The organism is Streptomyces sp. TS71-3 (assembly GCF_018327685.1).
Taxonomy (GTDB): domain Bacteria; phylum Actinomycetota; class Actinomycetes; order Streptomycetales; family Streptomycetaceae; genus Streptomyces.
Genome location: NZ_BNEL01000001.1, coordinates 1 through 12,617 on the forward strand (window position 1 = coordinate 1; position 12,617 = coordinate 12,617).

General features: G+C 71.6%; 15 protein-coding genes. 11 read left to right on the forward strand and 4 right to left on the reverse strand.

From position 1 onward, the window contains the following. Positions 1-694: 694 nt before the first annotated feature. The 5 genes from Sm713_RS00005 (at position 695) to Sm713_RS00020 (ending at position 4,091) form a co-directional block, all read left to right on the forward strand. Positions 695-1,465 carry a DUF2993 domain-containing protein gene (locus Sm713_RS00005; RefSeq protein ID WP_212907639.1) on the forward strand — a complete coding sequence of 257 codons (771 nt, stop codon included), beginning with the start codon at positions 695-697 and terminating at the stop codon, positions 1,463-1,465. 418 nt (positions 1,466-1,883) lie between these two features. Then, positions 1,884-1,991: a putative leader peptide gene (locus Sm713_RS41565; RefSeq protein WP_374195940.1), complete on the forward strand. Its 108-nt coding sequence runs from the start codon at positions 1,884-1,886 to the stop codon at positions 1,989-1,991. A 271-nt stretch (positions 1,992-2,262) separates the two neighbouring features. Then, positions 2,263-3,108, forward strand: a complete 846-nt coding sequence (locus tag Sm713_RS00010; RefSeq protein WP_212907641.1) for a sulfurtransferase — start codon at positions 2,263-2,265, stop codon at positions 3,106-3,108. Between the two features lie 167 nt (positions 3,109-3,275). Beyond that, on the forward strand, positions 3,276-3,563 hold the full coding sequence (locus tag Sm713_RS00015) for a DUF1416 domain-containing protein (protein ID WP_212907642.1): 288 nt from the start codon (positions 3,276-3,278) through the stop codon (positions 3,561-3,563). Positions 3,564-3,821: 258 nt separating this feature from the next. Continuing rightward, complete coding sequence (locus tag Sm713_RS00020) at positions 3,822-4,091, forward strand: DUF3099 domain-containing protein (RefSeq protein ID WP_212907643.1); 270 nt, start codon at positions 3,822-3,824, stop codon at positions 4,089-4,091. Between the two features lie 147 nt (positions 4,092-4,238). Here Sm713_RS00020 and Sm713_RS00025 read toward each other — a convergent pair whose 3' ends face one another. After that, positions 4,239-4,601 carry a DsrE family protein gene (locus tag Sm713_RS00025; protein WP_212907645.1) on the reverse strand — a complete coding sequence of 121 codons (363 nt, stop codon included), beginning with the start codon at positions 4,599-4,601 and terminating at the stop codon, positions 4,239-4,241. Positions 4,602-4,942: 341 nt separating this feature from the next. Between Sm713_RS00025 and Sm713_RS00030 the strand changes: the two genes are divergently transcribed. From Sm713_RS00030 to Sm713_RS00040, 3 genes are all read left to right on the forward strand, one after another. Continuing rightward, positions 4,943-5,515 (forward strand): FABP family protein, encoded by a 573-nt coding sequence (locus tag Sm713_RS00030; protein WP_212907647.1) that lies wholly within the window; start codon positions 4,943-4,945, stop codon positions 5,513-5,515. A gap of 108 nt (positions 5,516-5,623) precedes the next feature. Next, a complete protein-coding gene (locus Sm713_RS00035; protein WP_212907649.1) occupies positions 5,624-6,118 on the forward strand; it encodes a Fur family transcriptional regulator in 495 nt (164 codons plus the stop codon). Between the two features lie 135 nt (positions 6,119-6,253). Then, entirely contained in the window at positions 6,254-7,219 is a 966-nt protein-coding gene (locus Sm713_RS00040) for a folate-binding protein YgfZ (protein ID WP_212907652.1), read from the forward strand. A 303-nt stretch (positions 7,220-7,522) separates the two neighbouring features. Here Sm713_RS00040 and dtd read toward each other — a convergent pair whose 3' ends face one another. Then, positions 7,523-8,011 (reverse strand): D-aminoacyl-tRNA deacylase, encoded by a 489-nt coding sequence (gene dtd / locus Sm713_RS00045; protein WP_212907654.1) that lies wholly within the window; start codon positions 8,009-8,011, stop codon positions 7,523-7,525. A 189-nt stretch (positions 8,012-8,200) separates the two neighbouring features. On the opposite strand from dtd, the gene Sm713_RS00050 reads away from it, so the two are divergent. Next, a complete protein-coding gene (locus Sm713_RS00050) occupies positions 8,201-8,815 on the forward strand; it encodes a hypothetical protein (RefSeq protein ID WP_249416009.1) in 615 nt (204 codons plus the stop codon). Positions 8,816-8,878: 63 nt separating this feature from the next. After that, on the forward strand, positions 8,879-9,952 hold the full coding sequence (locus Sm713_RS00055) for an asparaginase (protein ID WP_212907657.1): 1,074 nt from the start codon (positions 8,879-8,881) through the stop codon (positions 9,950-9,952). A 119-nt stretch (positions 9,953-10,071) separates the two neighbouring features. On the opposite strand, the gene Sm713_RS00060 is transcribed toward Sm713_RS00055, so the two are convergent. Together Sm713_RS00060 and Sm713_RS00065 are read right to left on the reverse strand one after the other, a co-directional pair. Next, the gene (locus Sm713_RS00060) at positions 10,072-10,740 is read right to left on the reverse strand and encodes a YdcF family protein (RefSeq protein ID WP_212907659.1); all 669 of its coding nucleotides are present in this window, start codon (positions 10,738-10,740) and stop codon (positions 10,072-10,074) included. A gap of 16 nt (positions 10,741-10,756) precedes the next feature. Continuing rightward, the gene (locus Sm713_RS00065) at positions 10,757-11,854 is read right to left on the reverse strand and encodes a DNA-binding transcriptional regulator (protein ID WP_212907660.1); all 1,098 of its coding nucleotides are present in this window, start codon (positions 11,852-11,854) and stop codon (positions 10,757-10,759) included. A 187-nt stretch (positions 11,855-12,041) separates the two neighbouring features. Here Sm713_RS00065 and Sm713_RS00070 point away from each other — a divergent pair, with 187 nt between their 5' ends. Continuing rightward, the gene (locus tag Sm713_RS00070) at positions 12,042-12,419 is read left to right on the forward strand and encodes a hypothetical protein (RefSeq protein WP_212907662.1); all 378 of its coding nucleotides are present in this window, start codon (positions 12,042-12,044) and stop codon (positions 12,417-12,419) included. Positions 12,420-12,617: the final 198 nt, after the last annotated feature.

A 12,617-nucleotide genomic window follows, 5' to 3' on the forward strand; every position in this document is an offset into this window, starting at 1 on the left:
GTGCTCGGCCTTGGTGCGGGGGTCTGTGCGCTGATCGGGCACCGTGTCGCCAGCTACGACTATCCGTCGCGCTTCGTCCACATGACGGCGGGCGTGGCGCTGCCGCTGACCGCGGCGGCTCCGGCGGTGTACATCCTGGGGCGCGTGCTCGGCTGACGCGTGCTCGGCTGACGCCTCGGTCAGCCCCTCCGTTGGTTGCCCCCGGCCGATGGTGGCCTCCCGGCCGGGGGGCTTCACGCCGCGCGGGTTGTGTTCCGGCTGTCCGTGAGGGGGTGTTTGCGCAGTTCCCCGCGCCCCTGACGGGGCTCGGTCGGGTCGCTTGCGGTTTCTGTCCCGGCTTTCTGCCGGTGGGGGTGTTTGCGCAGTTCCCCGCGCCCCTGATCGGGTCTGGTCGAGCCCCTTTCCGTTTGTGTGCCGGCTTTCTGCCGGTGGGGGTGTTTGCGCAGTTCCTCGCGCCCCTGACGGAGCCCGGTCGGGCCCCTTGCGGTTTCTGTCCCGGCTTTCCGCCGGTCAGGGCTGAGCGCGCAGTTCCCCGCGCCCCTGGTGGGAGCCGAAGGCGTCACCTCGCGCAGCCCGTGCGTCAGCTGAGTCACATCCGCACCGCCGCTGAGCCGGGTTAGGCTCCCGTCCAGGCCCGGGACGTCCTCGGGTGTGACGCGGCGGGCGACCGTCGAGGCGGGGGGAGACTCCGGGCATGCGCGCACTGCGAATACTTCTGATCCTTGTGGTGGTCCTCGGCGGCCTCTTCACGGCCGTGGACCGGCTCGGCGTGCACTTCGCCGAGGGCAAGGTCGGCGACCAGCTGCGCAGCAGCGAGAACCTCTCCGAGCAGCCGGACGTCTCGATCGGCGGCTTCCCGTTCCTGACGCAGGTCGCCGCCGGCAAGCTCGACGACGTCGACATCAAGATCGCGAACTACGCGGCGTCCACCGACGGGGTCGTCGGCGGGGGCGGCAGCACGGGCAAGAACCCGGGCACCGTGAACATCCAGGACCTGGACGCCCGGATGCAGGGCGTCTCGTTCTCCCTGAGCGACCCCTCCTCCGCGACCGCGGACTCGGCAACCGGCTCCGCGCGGATCTCCTACGACGAGCTGCTCAAGGCCGCGCAGGTCGAGCCCGTGGAGGTGGCGCCCGGCGCGAAGGCCAAGGTCATCCGGCTCTCCGACGGCGGGGGCGGAAAGCTGAAGGTCACCGTCGAGGCGACCCTGCTCGGCCACAAGCTGCCCGACCCGATCACCGTCACGAGCACCATGCGCGTCGACGGCGACGTGGTGAAGGTGCACGCGGACACCCTGCCCTCGTTCGGCAGCCTGTCGGCCCCCGAGAGCCGCGCACGGCAGATCACCGACTTCGAGCAGGCGATCACGGGCCTGCCCGCCGGCATCAAGATCGACACGGTGGAGGCGGCGCCGGACGGCGTCCACATCACCGTCAAGGGCTCGCACGTCAGGCTCGCCGGCTAGGGATTCGCCGGCTGGAACCCGGCCACCCCTTGGGTAGAACCGGCCACGCCGGGGTAGGACCCAGCCGCGCTGAGCACGCTGAGCCGGCCACGCTGAGCACTGCCCGGGGGTGGTTCCGATTCCGGCCGAACCGCGGTGGACGACCACAGGCGGGAGCCGGTCCCGAGGCGCCGCCGGTCCCGAGGCGCCCACCGGCCCCGAAGCGCCCGTCGGCGTCCGCAGTGCGAGACGAGTCGTCCGTACAGTAGGAGAGACGCCGGTCGTCACCCCACCCCACGACCCCCGGACAGCCGCACGGATGGGCGCCGGTCCTGGCGCGGTCGTCCGCATCCTGCCGTAGGACCAAATGGTGGACGATCGCGTCTCAGAATGTGAGCAAGCGGTGACATGTCTGCCGATGCATCCCTACGATCGCCCTATGCGGTGCTATGTGAGCGGTCCCCGTTCCCGGGGGCAGGCGGACCTGACGAAACGGCGGGCAGTCGACCTGTGCCGTGTGGCCGCCATGCTCTGTCGCAGCGCCTGAGCGGGCGCCCGAGCGGGCCTCCGGTTCCGTCGCGGCCCGTTCCGAAGCCGCTGGGCGGCGCACCGCAGCGTCGCGCGTGCCCGCGGCCACCGGAGCGCCACCGCGGCCCGGCCCCGCCCCGTCCCCGCCGGGTGTCCGGCGACACCCCGCGTGACCGTCCAGAAGCACGGCCCGACGCGCCGGAGGGCACCGACCCAGGCGCCTCGGCGCAGCACCCGGTGCACCACACCAAGCAGCACCATCCCGCCGCAACTGCCCCGGAGGAGAGAGCATGAGCCGCAGTGACGTCCTGGTGGACGCCGACTGGGTCGAGGAGAACCTCGACAACCCCAAGGTCGTCGTCGTCGAGGTCGACGAGGACACCTCGGCGTACGACAAGAACCACATCAAGAACGCCGTCAAGATCGACTGGAAGACGGACCTCCAGGACCCGGTCCGACGTGACTTCGTCGACCAGGACGGCTTCGAGAAGCTGCTCTCCGAGCGCGGTATCGCGAACGACGACACCGTGGTGCTCTACGGCGGCAACAACAACTGGTTCGCGGCGTACGCCTACTGGTACTTCAAGCTGTACGGCCACGACAGCGTCAAGCTGCTGGACGGCGGCCGCAAGAAGTGGGAGCTGGACTCCCGCGACCTGGTCGACGGCTCCGAGGTGCCCGCCCGCCCCGCCACCCAGTACAAGGCCAAGGCCCAGGACACCTCCATCCGCGCCTTCCGCGACGACGTGGTCGCCGCGATCGGCGCCCAGAACCTGGTCGACGTGCGCTCGCCCGACGAGTTCGCCGGCAGGCTGCTCGCCCCGGCGCACCTCCCGCAGGAGCAGTCCCAGCGCCCCGGCCACGTGCCGAGCGCCCGGAACATCCCGTGGTCGAAGAACGCCAACGACGACGGCACCTTCAAGTCGGACGACGAGCTCACCGAGCTGTACGCCGAGGAGCGGGTCGACCTCGCCAAGGACACCATCGCCTACTGCCGCATCGGCGAGCGTTCCGCGCTGACGTGGTTCGTGCTGCACGAGCTGCTCGGCGTGACCAACGTCAAGAACTACGACGGCTCCTGGACCGAGTACGGCTCCCTGGTGGGTGTGCCGATCGAGCTCGGCGCCGGCGAGTGAGCGGCGCGCACCACCGGTAGGCGGTGCGCGCCACCGGTATGCGGCCGGCCGTTCCGCACAGCAGTCAGTGCGGCGCACCCGACCGGTAGGCGGTCGGAGTGGCGCAGGGCACTTCGTTCCATCCCGTTCCACCCACCCTCGATGTACTCGACGCAAAGGACTGACGAATGTGTGGAGCCAAGGCCGGCGGCCCCGACGCCGCGACGGCCAAGACCGGTGAGACCACCATCCAGGGTCAGGTGACCCGCGACGGCGAGCCCGTCACCGGATACGTCCGGTTGCTGGACGCCACCGGCGAGTTCACCGCGGAGGTGCCCACCTCGGCCACCGGCCAGTTCCGCTTCTACGCCCGCGAGGGCACGTGGACCGTGCGCGCGCTGGTCCCGGGCGCGACCGCGGACCGCACGGTCGTCGCGCGGACGGGCGGCCTCGCGGAGGTCGCGATCGCCGTCTGACGGGTCGCACCGCCGGGCCGGGGTTCGCACGGGTCCCGGCCCGTCACGACGGATGGAGGGCCGCACCACCGGTGCCGGGCGACCGGCGCCAGGGGTGCGGCCCTCCGCCGTTCGATGCCTTGATGCGCCGATGCGCCGATGCGCCGATGCGCTGGTCCGCGGGCCGGGCGGGCAGCGCACACGGCGGCCCCGGCCGGGCCGGTCGAAAACAGCGCACGGAACAGGCATGGATTCGCCCGTGCGGCCTACTCTTGAGGTATGTACGCCCGCAGGCGCCACGCATACTTCGTCATGATGGGCATCTGCATCACGCTGTTCGTCCTGGCGTGGGGGGTGGTGCGCATCTGGTCCATCCCCGCCGCCGTCGGCATGTGCGTCGTGGCGATGGTGATCCCCCCGATGGCCGCGATCGTCGCCAACCGCCGAGGCCCCGGGGACCGCTGGTGGGACGAGGACGAACCGTCCGGGGACCCCAAGTCCGACGAGTGGTGGGACGAGCTGGACGGCAGGAGCAGGAAACGCCGCTGAGCGCTCCGCGAACGGGACGGCGCACGGCCCGCGGGCCCACGGCCCGCTCGACCGCTCCGGCTCACGTTCCCCGACGCCGTGCCAGTACCGGCTCGCGTTTGCGGAACGCCGTGCCTCACGCCCGTTCACGTTCCGGAACGCCGCGGCTCAGTAGACGAGGGCCTGGGTGTCCTCCGCCAGCGCCTCCTGGACGAAGACCTGCGACCCGGCGATCCGCACCCCCGGCAGCACGTCGTCCTCGGAGATGCCACGGCGCGCCGCGCACTGGGTGCACAGCGTGATGCGGCCGGCCGCCTGGATGCCCTCGATCAGCTCGGGCAGCGGTGCGGCGTGCGGCAGCTCGAACTCCGCGGCGCGGCCCGGCAGCGCGAACCACGCCGCCTCGCCGGTGAGCCAGAGGGACACGCTCACCCCACTGGCCGCGGCGACCGCGGCCACCGTGAACGCCTGCGAGCAGCGCTCCGCCGCGTCCGACCCCGCTGTCACCTTGATCACCAGGTTCTTCGCCATGGCCGCATCGTATGCGCGCGAGCACGGCGGACTAAGCTGGGGCACGGCCCCCGTGCCGTCCGTACCGCCATTTCCGACCGCGGAGGACCGTCGTGCTAGAGGCACTCTTCGAGGCCCTGCTGGCGCTGGTCGGCGTCGCCGTCGTGGCGTTCGCCTGGCTGGCCCTGAGCAAGCTGTACGGAGGCCAGCGCTGAGCCCGTCCGCGAGAGGGCGGGCCCGCTCACGCCGCGCGGTCGGTGCGGTGGCCGGGCGTGGCGGTGGCCGCGTCCCGCGCATGTCCCCGCGGCCGCCCCGATCCGCGGCCGCGAAGCCGTCCCACAGAGAGACCGACTGAGCACCCGATGATCGAGATTCCGTCCGACCTGCACAAGGACCTCGTCCCCCTCGCCTTCCTCCTCGGCTCCTGGGCCGGGGCCGGCGTCTCGGACTTCCCGGGCGCCGAGAAGTGCAACTTCGGCCAGGAAGTCACCTTCACCCACGACGGGCGGGACTTCCTGGAGTACCACTCGCACACCTGGGTGCTCGACGCCGACGGCAAGAAGGTCAGGCCGCTGGAGTCGGAGTCCGGCTTCTGGCGCGTCGACGGCGAGCGGAAGGTCGAGGCCGTCATGGTCCGCGACGGCGGCGTGGCCGAGGTCTGGTACGGCGAGCTGGCCGACAGGAAGCCCCAGATCGACCTGGCCACCGACGCCGTCGCCCGCACCGCCGCCTCCGGCCCGTACAGCGGCGGCAAGCGCCTGTACGGCTACGTGAAGGGCGACCTGATGTGGGTCGGCGAGAAGCAGACCCCCGAGGTACCGCTGCGGCCCTACATGTCCGCCCAGCTCAAGAAGGTCGTGAGCCCCGAGGAGGTGGCCTCCTGGGCGAAGGACCTGGGGGACCTGCCGGACGACGGGATCACGTTCTTCAAGTGAGGGTGGCGGGGTCGCTGAGCGGGTCACCGAGGAGGGGGCCCTCGTCCGGGGCCGGGGGGTTCCGCCGCGGACCCCGTGATCCGATCCGTGGCCGCCTACACTGACCAGATGGTGAGCACCGACTGGACCAGCGATCTGCGGCAGCGCGGGTACCGGCTGACGCCGCAGCGTCAGCTGGTGCTCCAGGCCGTCGACACGCTGGAGCACGCCACACCTGACGACATCCTGTGCGAGGTGCGCAAGACCGCCTCCGGCGTCAACATCTCGACCGTCTACCGCACGCTGGAGCTGCTGGAGGAGCTGGGTCTCGTCAGCCACGCGCACCTCGGGCACGGCGCGCCCAGCTACCATCTCGCCGACCGCCACCACCACATCCACCTCGTCTGCCGTGACTGCGACGAGGTCACCGAGGCCGATGTGGAGATCGCGGGCGAGTTCACGGCGAAGCTGCGCGAGAAGTTCGGCTTCGACACCGACATGAAGCACTTCGCGATCTTCGGCAGGTGCGCGAAGTGCACGGCCTCCGAGGCGCGGCCGGGGGCCGCGGAAGCCCGGTCGGACGCCGCGAAGGCCCGGTCCGGGGCCGTGGCGGCACGCGACTAGACGCGGACGGTACGCGCACGGTACGTGGACGGGTCGCCGGAAGCAGGCGCGGAAGCGGAAGCGGATGCGGAAGCGGGCGCCGAACCGGGCGCGGAAATAAAAAGCGGTGAGCACACGGTCGTAGGCTGTGTGGATATGAAGAGCCCCCTGCTGTCCCTGTCAGGCGCCGTCCCCGCCGAGGGCGTGGACGAAGGCGTCGCCGCCCACTACGGCGATCTGTTCCGCGAGCAGCGCGCACTCGCCGACGGTTCCGGTTTCGTCGACCTCTCGCACCGCGGCGTGCTCGCCGTCAGCGGCGCCGACCGGCTGAGCTGGCTGCACCTGCTGCTCACCCAGCACGTCAGCGACCTGCCGACGGGCCGGGCGACCGAGGCGCTGATCCTCTCGGCGCACGGCCACATCGAGCACGCGCTGTACCTGGTCGACGACGGCTCCACCGTATGGATGCACGTCGAGCCCGACACCCAGGCCGCACTGCTCGGCTACCTGGAGTCGATGAAGTTCTTCTACCGGGTGGAGGTGGCCGACCGGACGGAGGAGTTCGCCGTCGTGCACCTGCCCGCCGGCTCGATCGCTGAGGCGCCCGCCGGGGCGGTCGTCCGGGAGACGGCTCACGGGCGCGACGTCTTCCTGCCGCGTGCCGACCTGCCCGCGTTCGCCGAGCGCGGCGGGCCCGCCGCGGGCCTGCTCGCCTACGAGGCGCTCCGCGTGGAGGCGCACCGCCCCCGGCTCGGCTTCGAGACCGACCACCGCACCATCCCCCACGAGGTGGGCTGGATCGGCGACGCGGTCCACCTGGAGAAGGGCTGCTACCGCGGGCAGGAGACGGTCGCCCGCGTGCACAACCTGGGCAAGCCGCCGCGCCGGCTGGTCTTCCTGCACCTCGACGGCAGTGAGGTGCACCTGCCGCCGCACGGTGCGGCGGTGCGGCTCGCCGACGAGGGGCCCGACGGGCGCAAGCTCGGCTTCGTCACCACCTCGGCGCGCCACCACGAGCTGGGGCCGATCGCGCTCGCGCTGGTCAAGCGGAACGTGCCGCTGGACGCGCGGCTGATCGCGGAAGAGACGGCGGCGGCGCAGGAGGTTGTGGTTCAGCCGTAGTGTGCGGTTGCCCGGTGCGGTACGGGGTCGCACGCCGTGCGGTTTTCGGGCTTCGCCCGGGCCCGTTCGGGCCTCACCTTGCTTTCGGTCCGGTTCGGTTCGGCTGCGGGGTGGGGGAGGGCTGGGGCCCTTTGCGCAGTTCCCCGCGCCCCTTTTTTTCCGGGCTTCGCCCGGATGTCTTGCGGTGTGTGGGTTGGCTGCAGCGCCTCAGGGGCGTGGGAGGTGCCCCCAGGGCGCACGCAGCGCCGCCCGCGCCCTGGGCGGCAGGGCCCGGCCGTGGGCTGGCCGGACACGGCCTGGAGCTCAGAGCTCCAGCAGGACCGTGAACGGGCCGTCGTTCGTCAGGGAGACCCGCATGCGGGCCCCGAAGCGGCCCGTGGCGACCGTCGCGCCCAGTGCGCGTAGCTGGGCCACCACCTCGTCCACCAGGGGCTCTGCCACCGCGCCGGGGGCCGCGGCGTTCCACGTCGGGCGGCGGCCCTTCCTGGCGTCTCCGTAGAGGGTGAACTGGCTCACCACCAGCAGCGGAGCATCCACGTCCGAGCAGGACTTCTCGTCCTGCAGCATCCGGATCGTCCAGAGCTTCCTGGCCAGTTGCGCGGCCTTCTCCTCGGTGTCGTCGTGGGTCACCCCGACCAGGACGCACAGGCCCTCGCCGGTGATCTCCCCGACGGTCACCGGCGCACCACCGGCACCGTCCGCCCCGCCGGCCTCGTCTCCGGCGCCTCCGGCGTCCTCCGCGGCATCGACGATCACGCTCGCGCCGTCCACCCTCTGCACCACCGCACGCATGCGCACCATCATGCCGTGCCGCCCGGATCCGCCCGAGCGGGCCCCGTACGCCCCCCATCCGGGCCACCGGCAGGCCCCCAAGCCCCCCATCCGGGGAGGATCACGGCTTCTCGGTCACATGGCGCGCATCCGTGGTGGCACGATGAGGTCGCGCGGGAAAGCCCGGCGAGGCGAAGTGGAGCAAGCCGCATGTGCACAGCTGGTACCGGGGCCGGGCGGCCCCCCGGCACGGTGTCCTCGACCCGGACCCCCAAGCTGCAGTCCCGCGGACCCCGCACGGGACCGGTCCATGCCGAGCAGGGCGGTCCCCAGCGGCCCGCGCTGCCGCTTCCCGACCTCGGCACCCTCAACCTCGCCGAGCTGAGGGTGCTGCGCCGCGAGGCCCAGCGCGAGGAGGCCGACCTGAGTTACGTGCGGCGGCTGGTGCAGGGGCGCGTGGACATCCTCCGTGCGGAGCTGGCGCGGCGGACGGAGCGCAAGGCGCCACTGGTGGGCCGGCTCCCGGAGATCCTGGCGGACCAGCCGGCGCGGCAGCGGTCGTCAGCCCGGCACGTCACGCTCGGCACCCCGCACAGCGAGGAGTACGTGCGGCTCGCCGCCGACATGCTCGCCGAGGTCGAGCTCTCCGACCTTGACGCCCGCACCGACGACGAGCTGCGCACGGCCATGGGCCGGCTCGTCGGGTACGAGCAGCAGGTGTCGCGGCGCCGCCAGCAGGTGCAGCACACGGCGGACGGATGCAGCGCCGAGATCGCCCGCAGGTACCGTGAGGGTGAAGCGCAAGTAGACGACCTGCTCGCCTGAACGAGGCCTCCCGGCGAATCCGGCGCCCGTGCGGCGGCGGGTCCTCGTCTGGAAGGCCCGTCCATGCCCGCCGAGACCCCGGCCGACACCCCTGCCCACGACCACGGCCGGATCCCCTCCGGCTCCGCCGCACCTTCCCCCGACCCGGCCGCCAACGCCGTCACTGCCGCCGCGGGTCCCTATGCCGGGGGTGATGTCCAGCACCCGGTGCTCGCGGAGGTGGTGCGGTCCGGGTTCGTCGAGGGACGGCACCGCGGGAGCCTGGTGCTGCTCGCGCCGGACGGCAGCGTGGAGCTGGCGCTCGGCGAGGTCGCGGTGCCGGTGTTCCCGCGGTCGTCGAACAAGCCGATGCAGGCCGCCGCGGTGCTGCGCGCCGGGGTCCCGCTCGCGGACGAGCGGCTGGCGATGGCCGCGGCCAGCCACTCCGGCGAGGGCTTCCACCGCGCGCTGGTCGCGAAGGTGCTGGCCGAGTACCACCTCACCCCCGACGACCTCCAGTGCCCGCCGGACCTGCCCCTGGACCAGTCGGAGCGGGAGGTCTACCTCGCGGAGGGCGGCCGGCGCGAGCGGGTCGCGATGAACTGCTCGGGCAAGCACGCCGCGATGCTCGCCGCCTGCGTCACCGCCGGCTGGCCCACCGCGTCGTACCTCGACCCCGACCACCCCCTGCAACGGCTGGTGGGCACAGTGATCGAGGAGGCGGCCGGCGAACCGGTCACAGCGGTCGGCACCGACGGCTGCGGTGCGCCGGTGATGGCGATCACCCTCACCGGCCTGGCCCGCGCCTTCCGGGGCTTCGTGCTCGCCGAACCCGGCAGCCCCGAGCGCCGCGTCGCCGACGCCATGCGCGCCCACCCCGAGTACGTCGCCGGCACGCACCGCACCGACACCTGGCTGATGCGTGCGGTACCGGGCGTGCTCGCGAAGGTGGGCGCCGAGGCCGTGCAGGCGGTGGCGCTGCCGGACGGCCGGGCACTCGCCTTCAAGGTCGACGACGGCGCCCTGCGCACGGTCGGCCCCGTACTCGCGCGGGCCCTGGAGCTCGCCGGCGTGCACGACGACGTACTGGACCGCGTCGGGCACGAGCCGCTTCTCGGCGGGGGCCACGAGGTGGGGGCGGTGCGGGCGGCGTTCTGACGGCTCCTGGGGGGGAGACTCCGGCCCACGGGCGGGGCGCGCTGGCCTACGTCCGCGGGCAGGGGGTCCTGGGCTGGCTCCCGCAGGTGCTCCCGGCGGCACTGCTCACGGGCGGCAGCTCAGGAGCTGAGGAGCCGGCTGGTGAAGCCGTCGCGGATGAGGGATTCATACGCGCCATGCACGTCCTGCGGGACGCTCTGCTCAATGGCGAAGTCGAGCTTCGGATATTCGACAAGGCGCTGGAGATCGCCCACGAGCTGGTCGACGACGTGTTTCTCGTCGCCGATCGTCTTGAGGTAGTCGTCGAAGTCCAGCGGCGCCGAGGCACAGATCACCTCGACCGCGGGCCACACCTTGCGGGCGGTGGCGAATGCGCGTCGCTCCATATACGGCATGGAGACCAGCAGCACGGTATCGGGGATGATCCCGGCGGCGGCCAGGACGTCGCGGGAGAGGGTGATGTTCTGGCCCGTGTTGCGGGCCTCGGGCTCCAGCAGGATCGCTTCGGCGGGAACGCCGAGTTCGATGGCGTGCTCGCGGAAGTGCACCGCCTCGCCACGGGGGAACCGCTCCGGGGCGGTGGGGTTGGGACCGCCGGTGAAGACCAGGGTCGGGAAGACCCCGGCCCGATAGAGCTCGGCACAGAAAGCGGGAACGCCGAGGTCGTGGCTGCCCAAGCCGATTGCGGCGTCGACCGGCCGCACCTCGTGGCTCATCTGGTGATAGTCCCAGATCAGCTTGGCGCGCCGGCGCTGGTCGTCGGTGATGGCCTGCTGGTTGTCCGTCACTCGCTTCTCTTCCTGGTCACCGCCGCCGGGGGCCGCCTGCCACCGCGGTCGTGGTCCGGATGCTCTCGACGCTGCGAAGCTGATGGCTCATGCCGTGTCGGGCGGCCATTTTCGCAGCCTGGTCGAGGGCTTTCAGACCATCCTCCCGGGTGGCCGGGTCGGACAGCAGGATGTGTCCGTGGGCGGTGTCCAGGCGCACGCGTTGCATCGGCGAGTCGGTGAATGCCGTGCTGCGGGCGATGTCGATGAAATGCAGTGCCTGGGAGAGTTCGCCGGCGCCGCGGTGGGCGAGGGCGAGCTTCTGGTGGGCGACGGACCAGTCTTCGGGTTCGGCCAGGTCTTCGAATGCATGGGTCGCGGCGAGCATGACGCGGGCAGCGTAGTCGTGGCTGCCGTCCTTGCTCAGCGCGGTTCCCACCCACAGCCGGGCCCTGGCCCGGTCGCGGAGAGCGAGCCGCTCATCGACGGCCAGGAGTTCGTAGTGGCGGGCCGCCTGCTCCAGCTTCCCGGACATTTCCGCGACCACGGCCAGGGACAGGTCGAGCTGCGCGACGCGGCGGGGAATGTCGAGCTGGGTGAAGATCGAGCGGGCTCCGGCGTACGCGTGCTGGGCCGACAGCGGCCCCACCACATCCCCCTGATCGCGTTTGAGGTCGCCTGAGAGGGCGGTGGAGCGGGCAAGGAGATACAGGCCCTTGTCGTCCAGTTCCCGTGGCTTGAAGCGGGTCAGCCACCTGTCGAGCAGGTTGCCGGCGAAGGCGAAGTTCTGCCGGGACAGGGCGGCGACGACCCGGTCCAGGTCGTCGGTCCACGACTCGTACTCCCAGGCCCGGGGACCGGCGGCGGTGATGCGGCGGGCGGATCCTGCCGACGGCCCGGCCTCGGACAGGAAGGTCTCGAACCGCAGATGCACCGCGGCGTCCGCGCGGGCGAGGGCTGTGTCCAAGATTGCTTGGGTGTCCGGGCGGGGCTCGGTACTGCCGAGCAGTTTCTCCCACTTGGAGATGGTGCGGACGCCGACGCCGAGGTGTTCGGCGAAGGCGCGGACACTCATCCGCAATGCGAGCCGCAGGGCCCGGGCTTCCAGGCCGGTCCAGTGGTGCACGGTCGCCACGCGTCGCTCCCTTCCGAGAGCCCATGCAAGCACGGCCGGCCCACGCGGGGGGACGGAAGTGCAACGCAAGTACAACAGCAGGTCATTTCGTCACGGTGACTGGGCGAGGAAGCTTTCAGGCACAGGTCACATCCCCATGAGGGTGGCCCTGGTCTTCCATCCGCTGAATTCTTGGACGGTCACACGCATGGAACCCCTTACCGAGCATCGTCCGGTCAACGGCCCGGTGGTCTACGGCTACCTGAGGTTGATCAATGTCTCCGTTGCCCGGCAGACCGCGCTCAAGGAGTCGTTGGCGGAGTACTGCCGTCAGCACGAGTTGTCGTTGTTCGGGGTGTCCATCGAAAGCTCCACGGGGGCGGACCGGGCAGCGTTCACCGGGCTGCTGGACGTGCTGGCGTTGCCGGGCACCTATGGCGTCGTCCTGCCCGCGGCCTCCCATCTGGGGCCGAAACCCATAGCGGGTGACAGGGCCAAGCGCATCACTGTGGCCGGGTCCCGGTTGCTGCTGGCCCGCGGAGGTGGCAACTCCCGCCGTTCCGGTAGGTGGTTCGCGCGTGAGTGAAAAGCAGTGTGGCTGCGATGGCGGCACCGTGCTTGTTCGTGTGCCACAAGAAGTGCAGGAGTGGAGCAACGTGAAGAAGAGGATGGTCACCCGGAAAGTCGATGTGCTGATGCATCAGGCCTGCGGGGACTGCCAAGGGTCGGGGTTGCTTCCGAATGATGAGGACTAGGTCGGAAGGCGGCCGTGCCCGCGTGAGCA

Bases quoted from the DNA above. Each gene is read 5' to 3' on its own strand.
- dtd (WP_212907654.1), bottom strand. From the start codon at position 8,011: ATGCGTGCGGTGGTGCAGAGGGTGGACGGCGCGAGCGTGATCGTCGAT.
- Sm713_RS00050 (WP_249416009.1), top strand. From the start codon at position 8,201: ATGTGCACAGCTGGTACCGGGGCCGGGCGGCCCCCCGGCACGGTGTCC.
- Sm713_RS00020 (WP_212907643.1), top strand. From the start codon at position 3,822: ATGTACGCCCGCAGGCGCCACGCATACTTCGTCATGATGGGCATCTGC.
- Sm713_RS00070 (WP_212907662.1), top strand. From the start codon at position 12,042: ATGGAACCCCTTACCGAGCATCGTCCGGTCAACGGCCCGGTGGTCTAC.
- Sm713_RS41565 (WP_374195940.1), top strand. From the start codon at position 1,884: ATGCGGTGCTATGTGAGCGGTCCCCGTTCCCGGGGGCAGGCGGACCTG.
- Sm713_RS00025 (WP_212907645.1), bottom strand. From the start codon at position 4,601: ATGGCGAAGAACCTGGTGATCAAGGTGACAGCGGGGTCGGACGCGGCG.
- Sm713_RS00005 (WP_212907639.1), top strand. From the start codon at position 695: ATGCGCGCACTGCGAATACTTCTGATCCTTGTGGTGGTCCTCGGCGGC.
- Sm713_RS00040 (WP_212907652.1), top strand. From the start codon at position 6,254: ATGAAGAGCCCCCTGCTGTCCCTGTCAGGCGCCGTCCCCGCCGAGGGC.
- Sm713_RS00030 (WP_212907647.1), top strand. From the start codon at position 4,943: ATGATCGAGATTCCGTCCGACCTGCACAAGGACCTCGTCCCCCTCGCC.
- Sm713_RS00015 (WP_212907642.1), top strand. From the start codon at position 3,276: ATGTGTGGAGCCAAGGCCGGCGGCCCCGACGCCGCGACGGCCAAGACC.
- Sm713_RS00035 (WP_212907649.1), top strand. From the start codon at position 5,624: ATGGTGAGCACCGACTGGACCAGCGATCTGCGGCAGCGCGGGTACCGG.
- Sm713_RS00055 (WP_212907657.1), top strand. From the start codon at position 8,879: ATGCCCGCCGAGACCCCGGCCGACACCCCTGCCCACGACCACGGCCGG.
- Sm713_RS00010 (WP_212907641.1), top strand. From the start codon at position 2,263: ATGAGCCGCAGTGACGTCCTGGTGGACGCCGACTGGGTCGAGGAGAAC.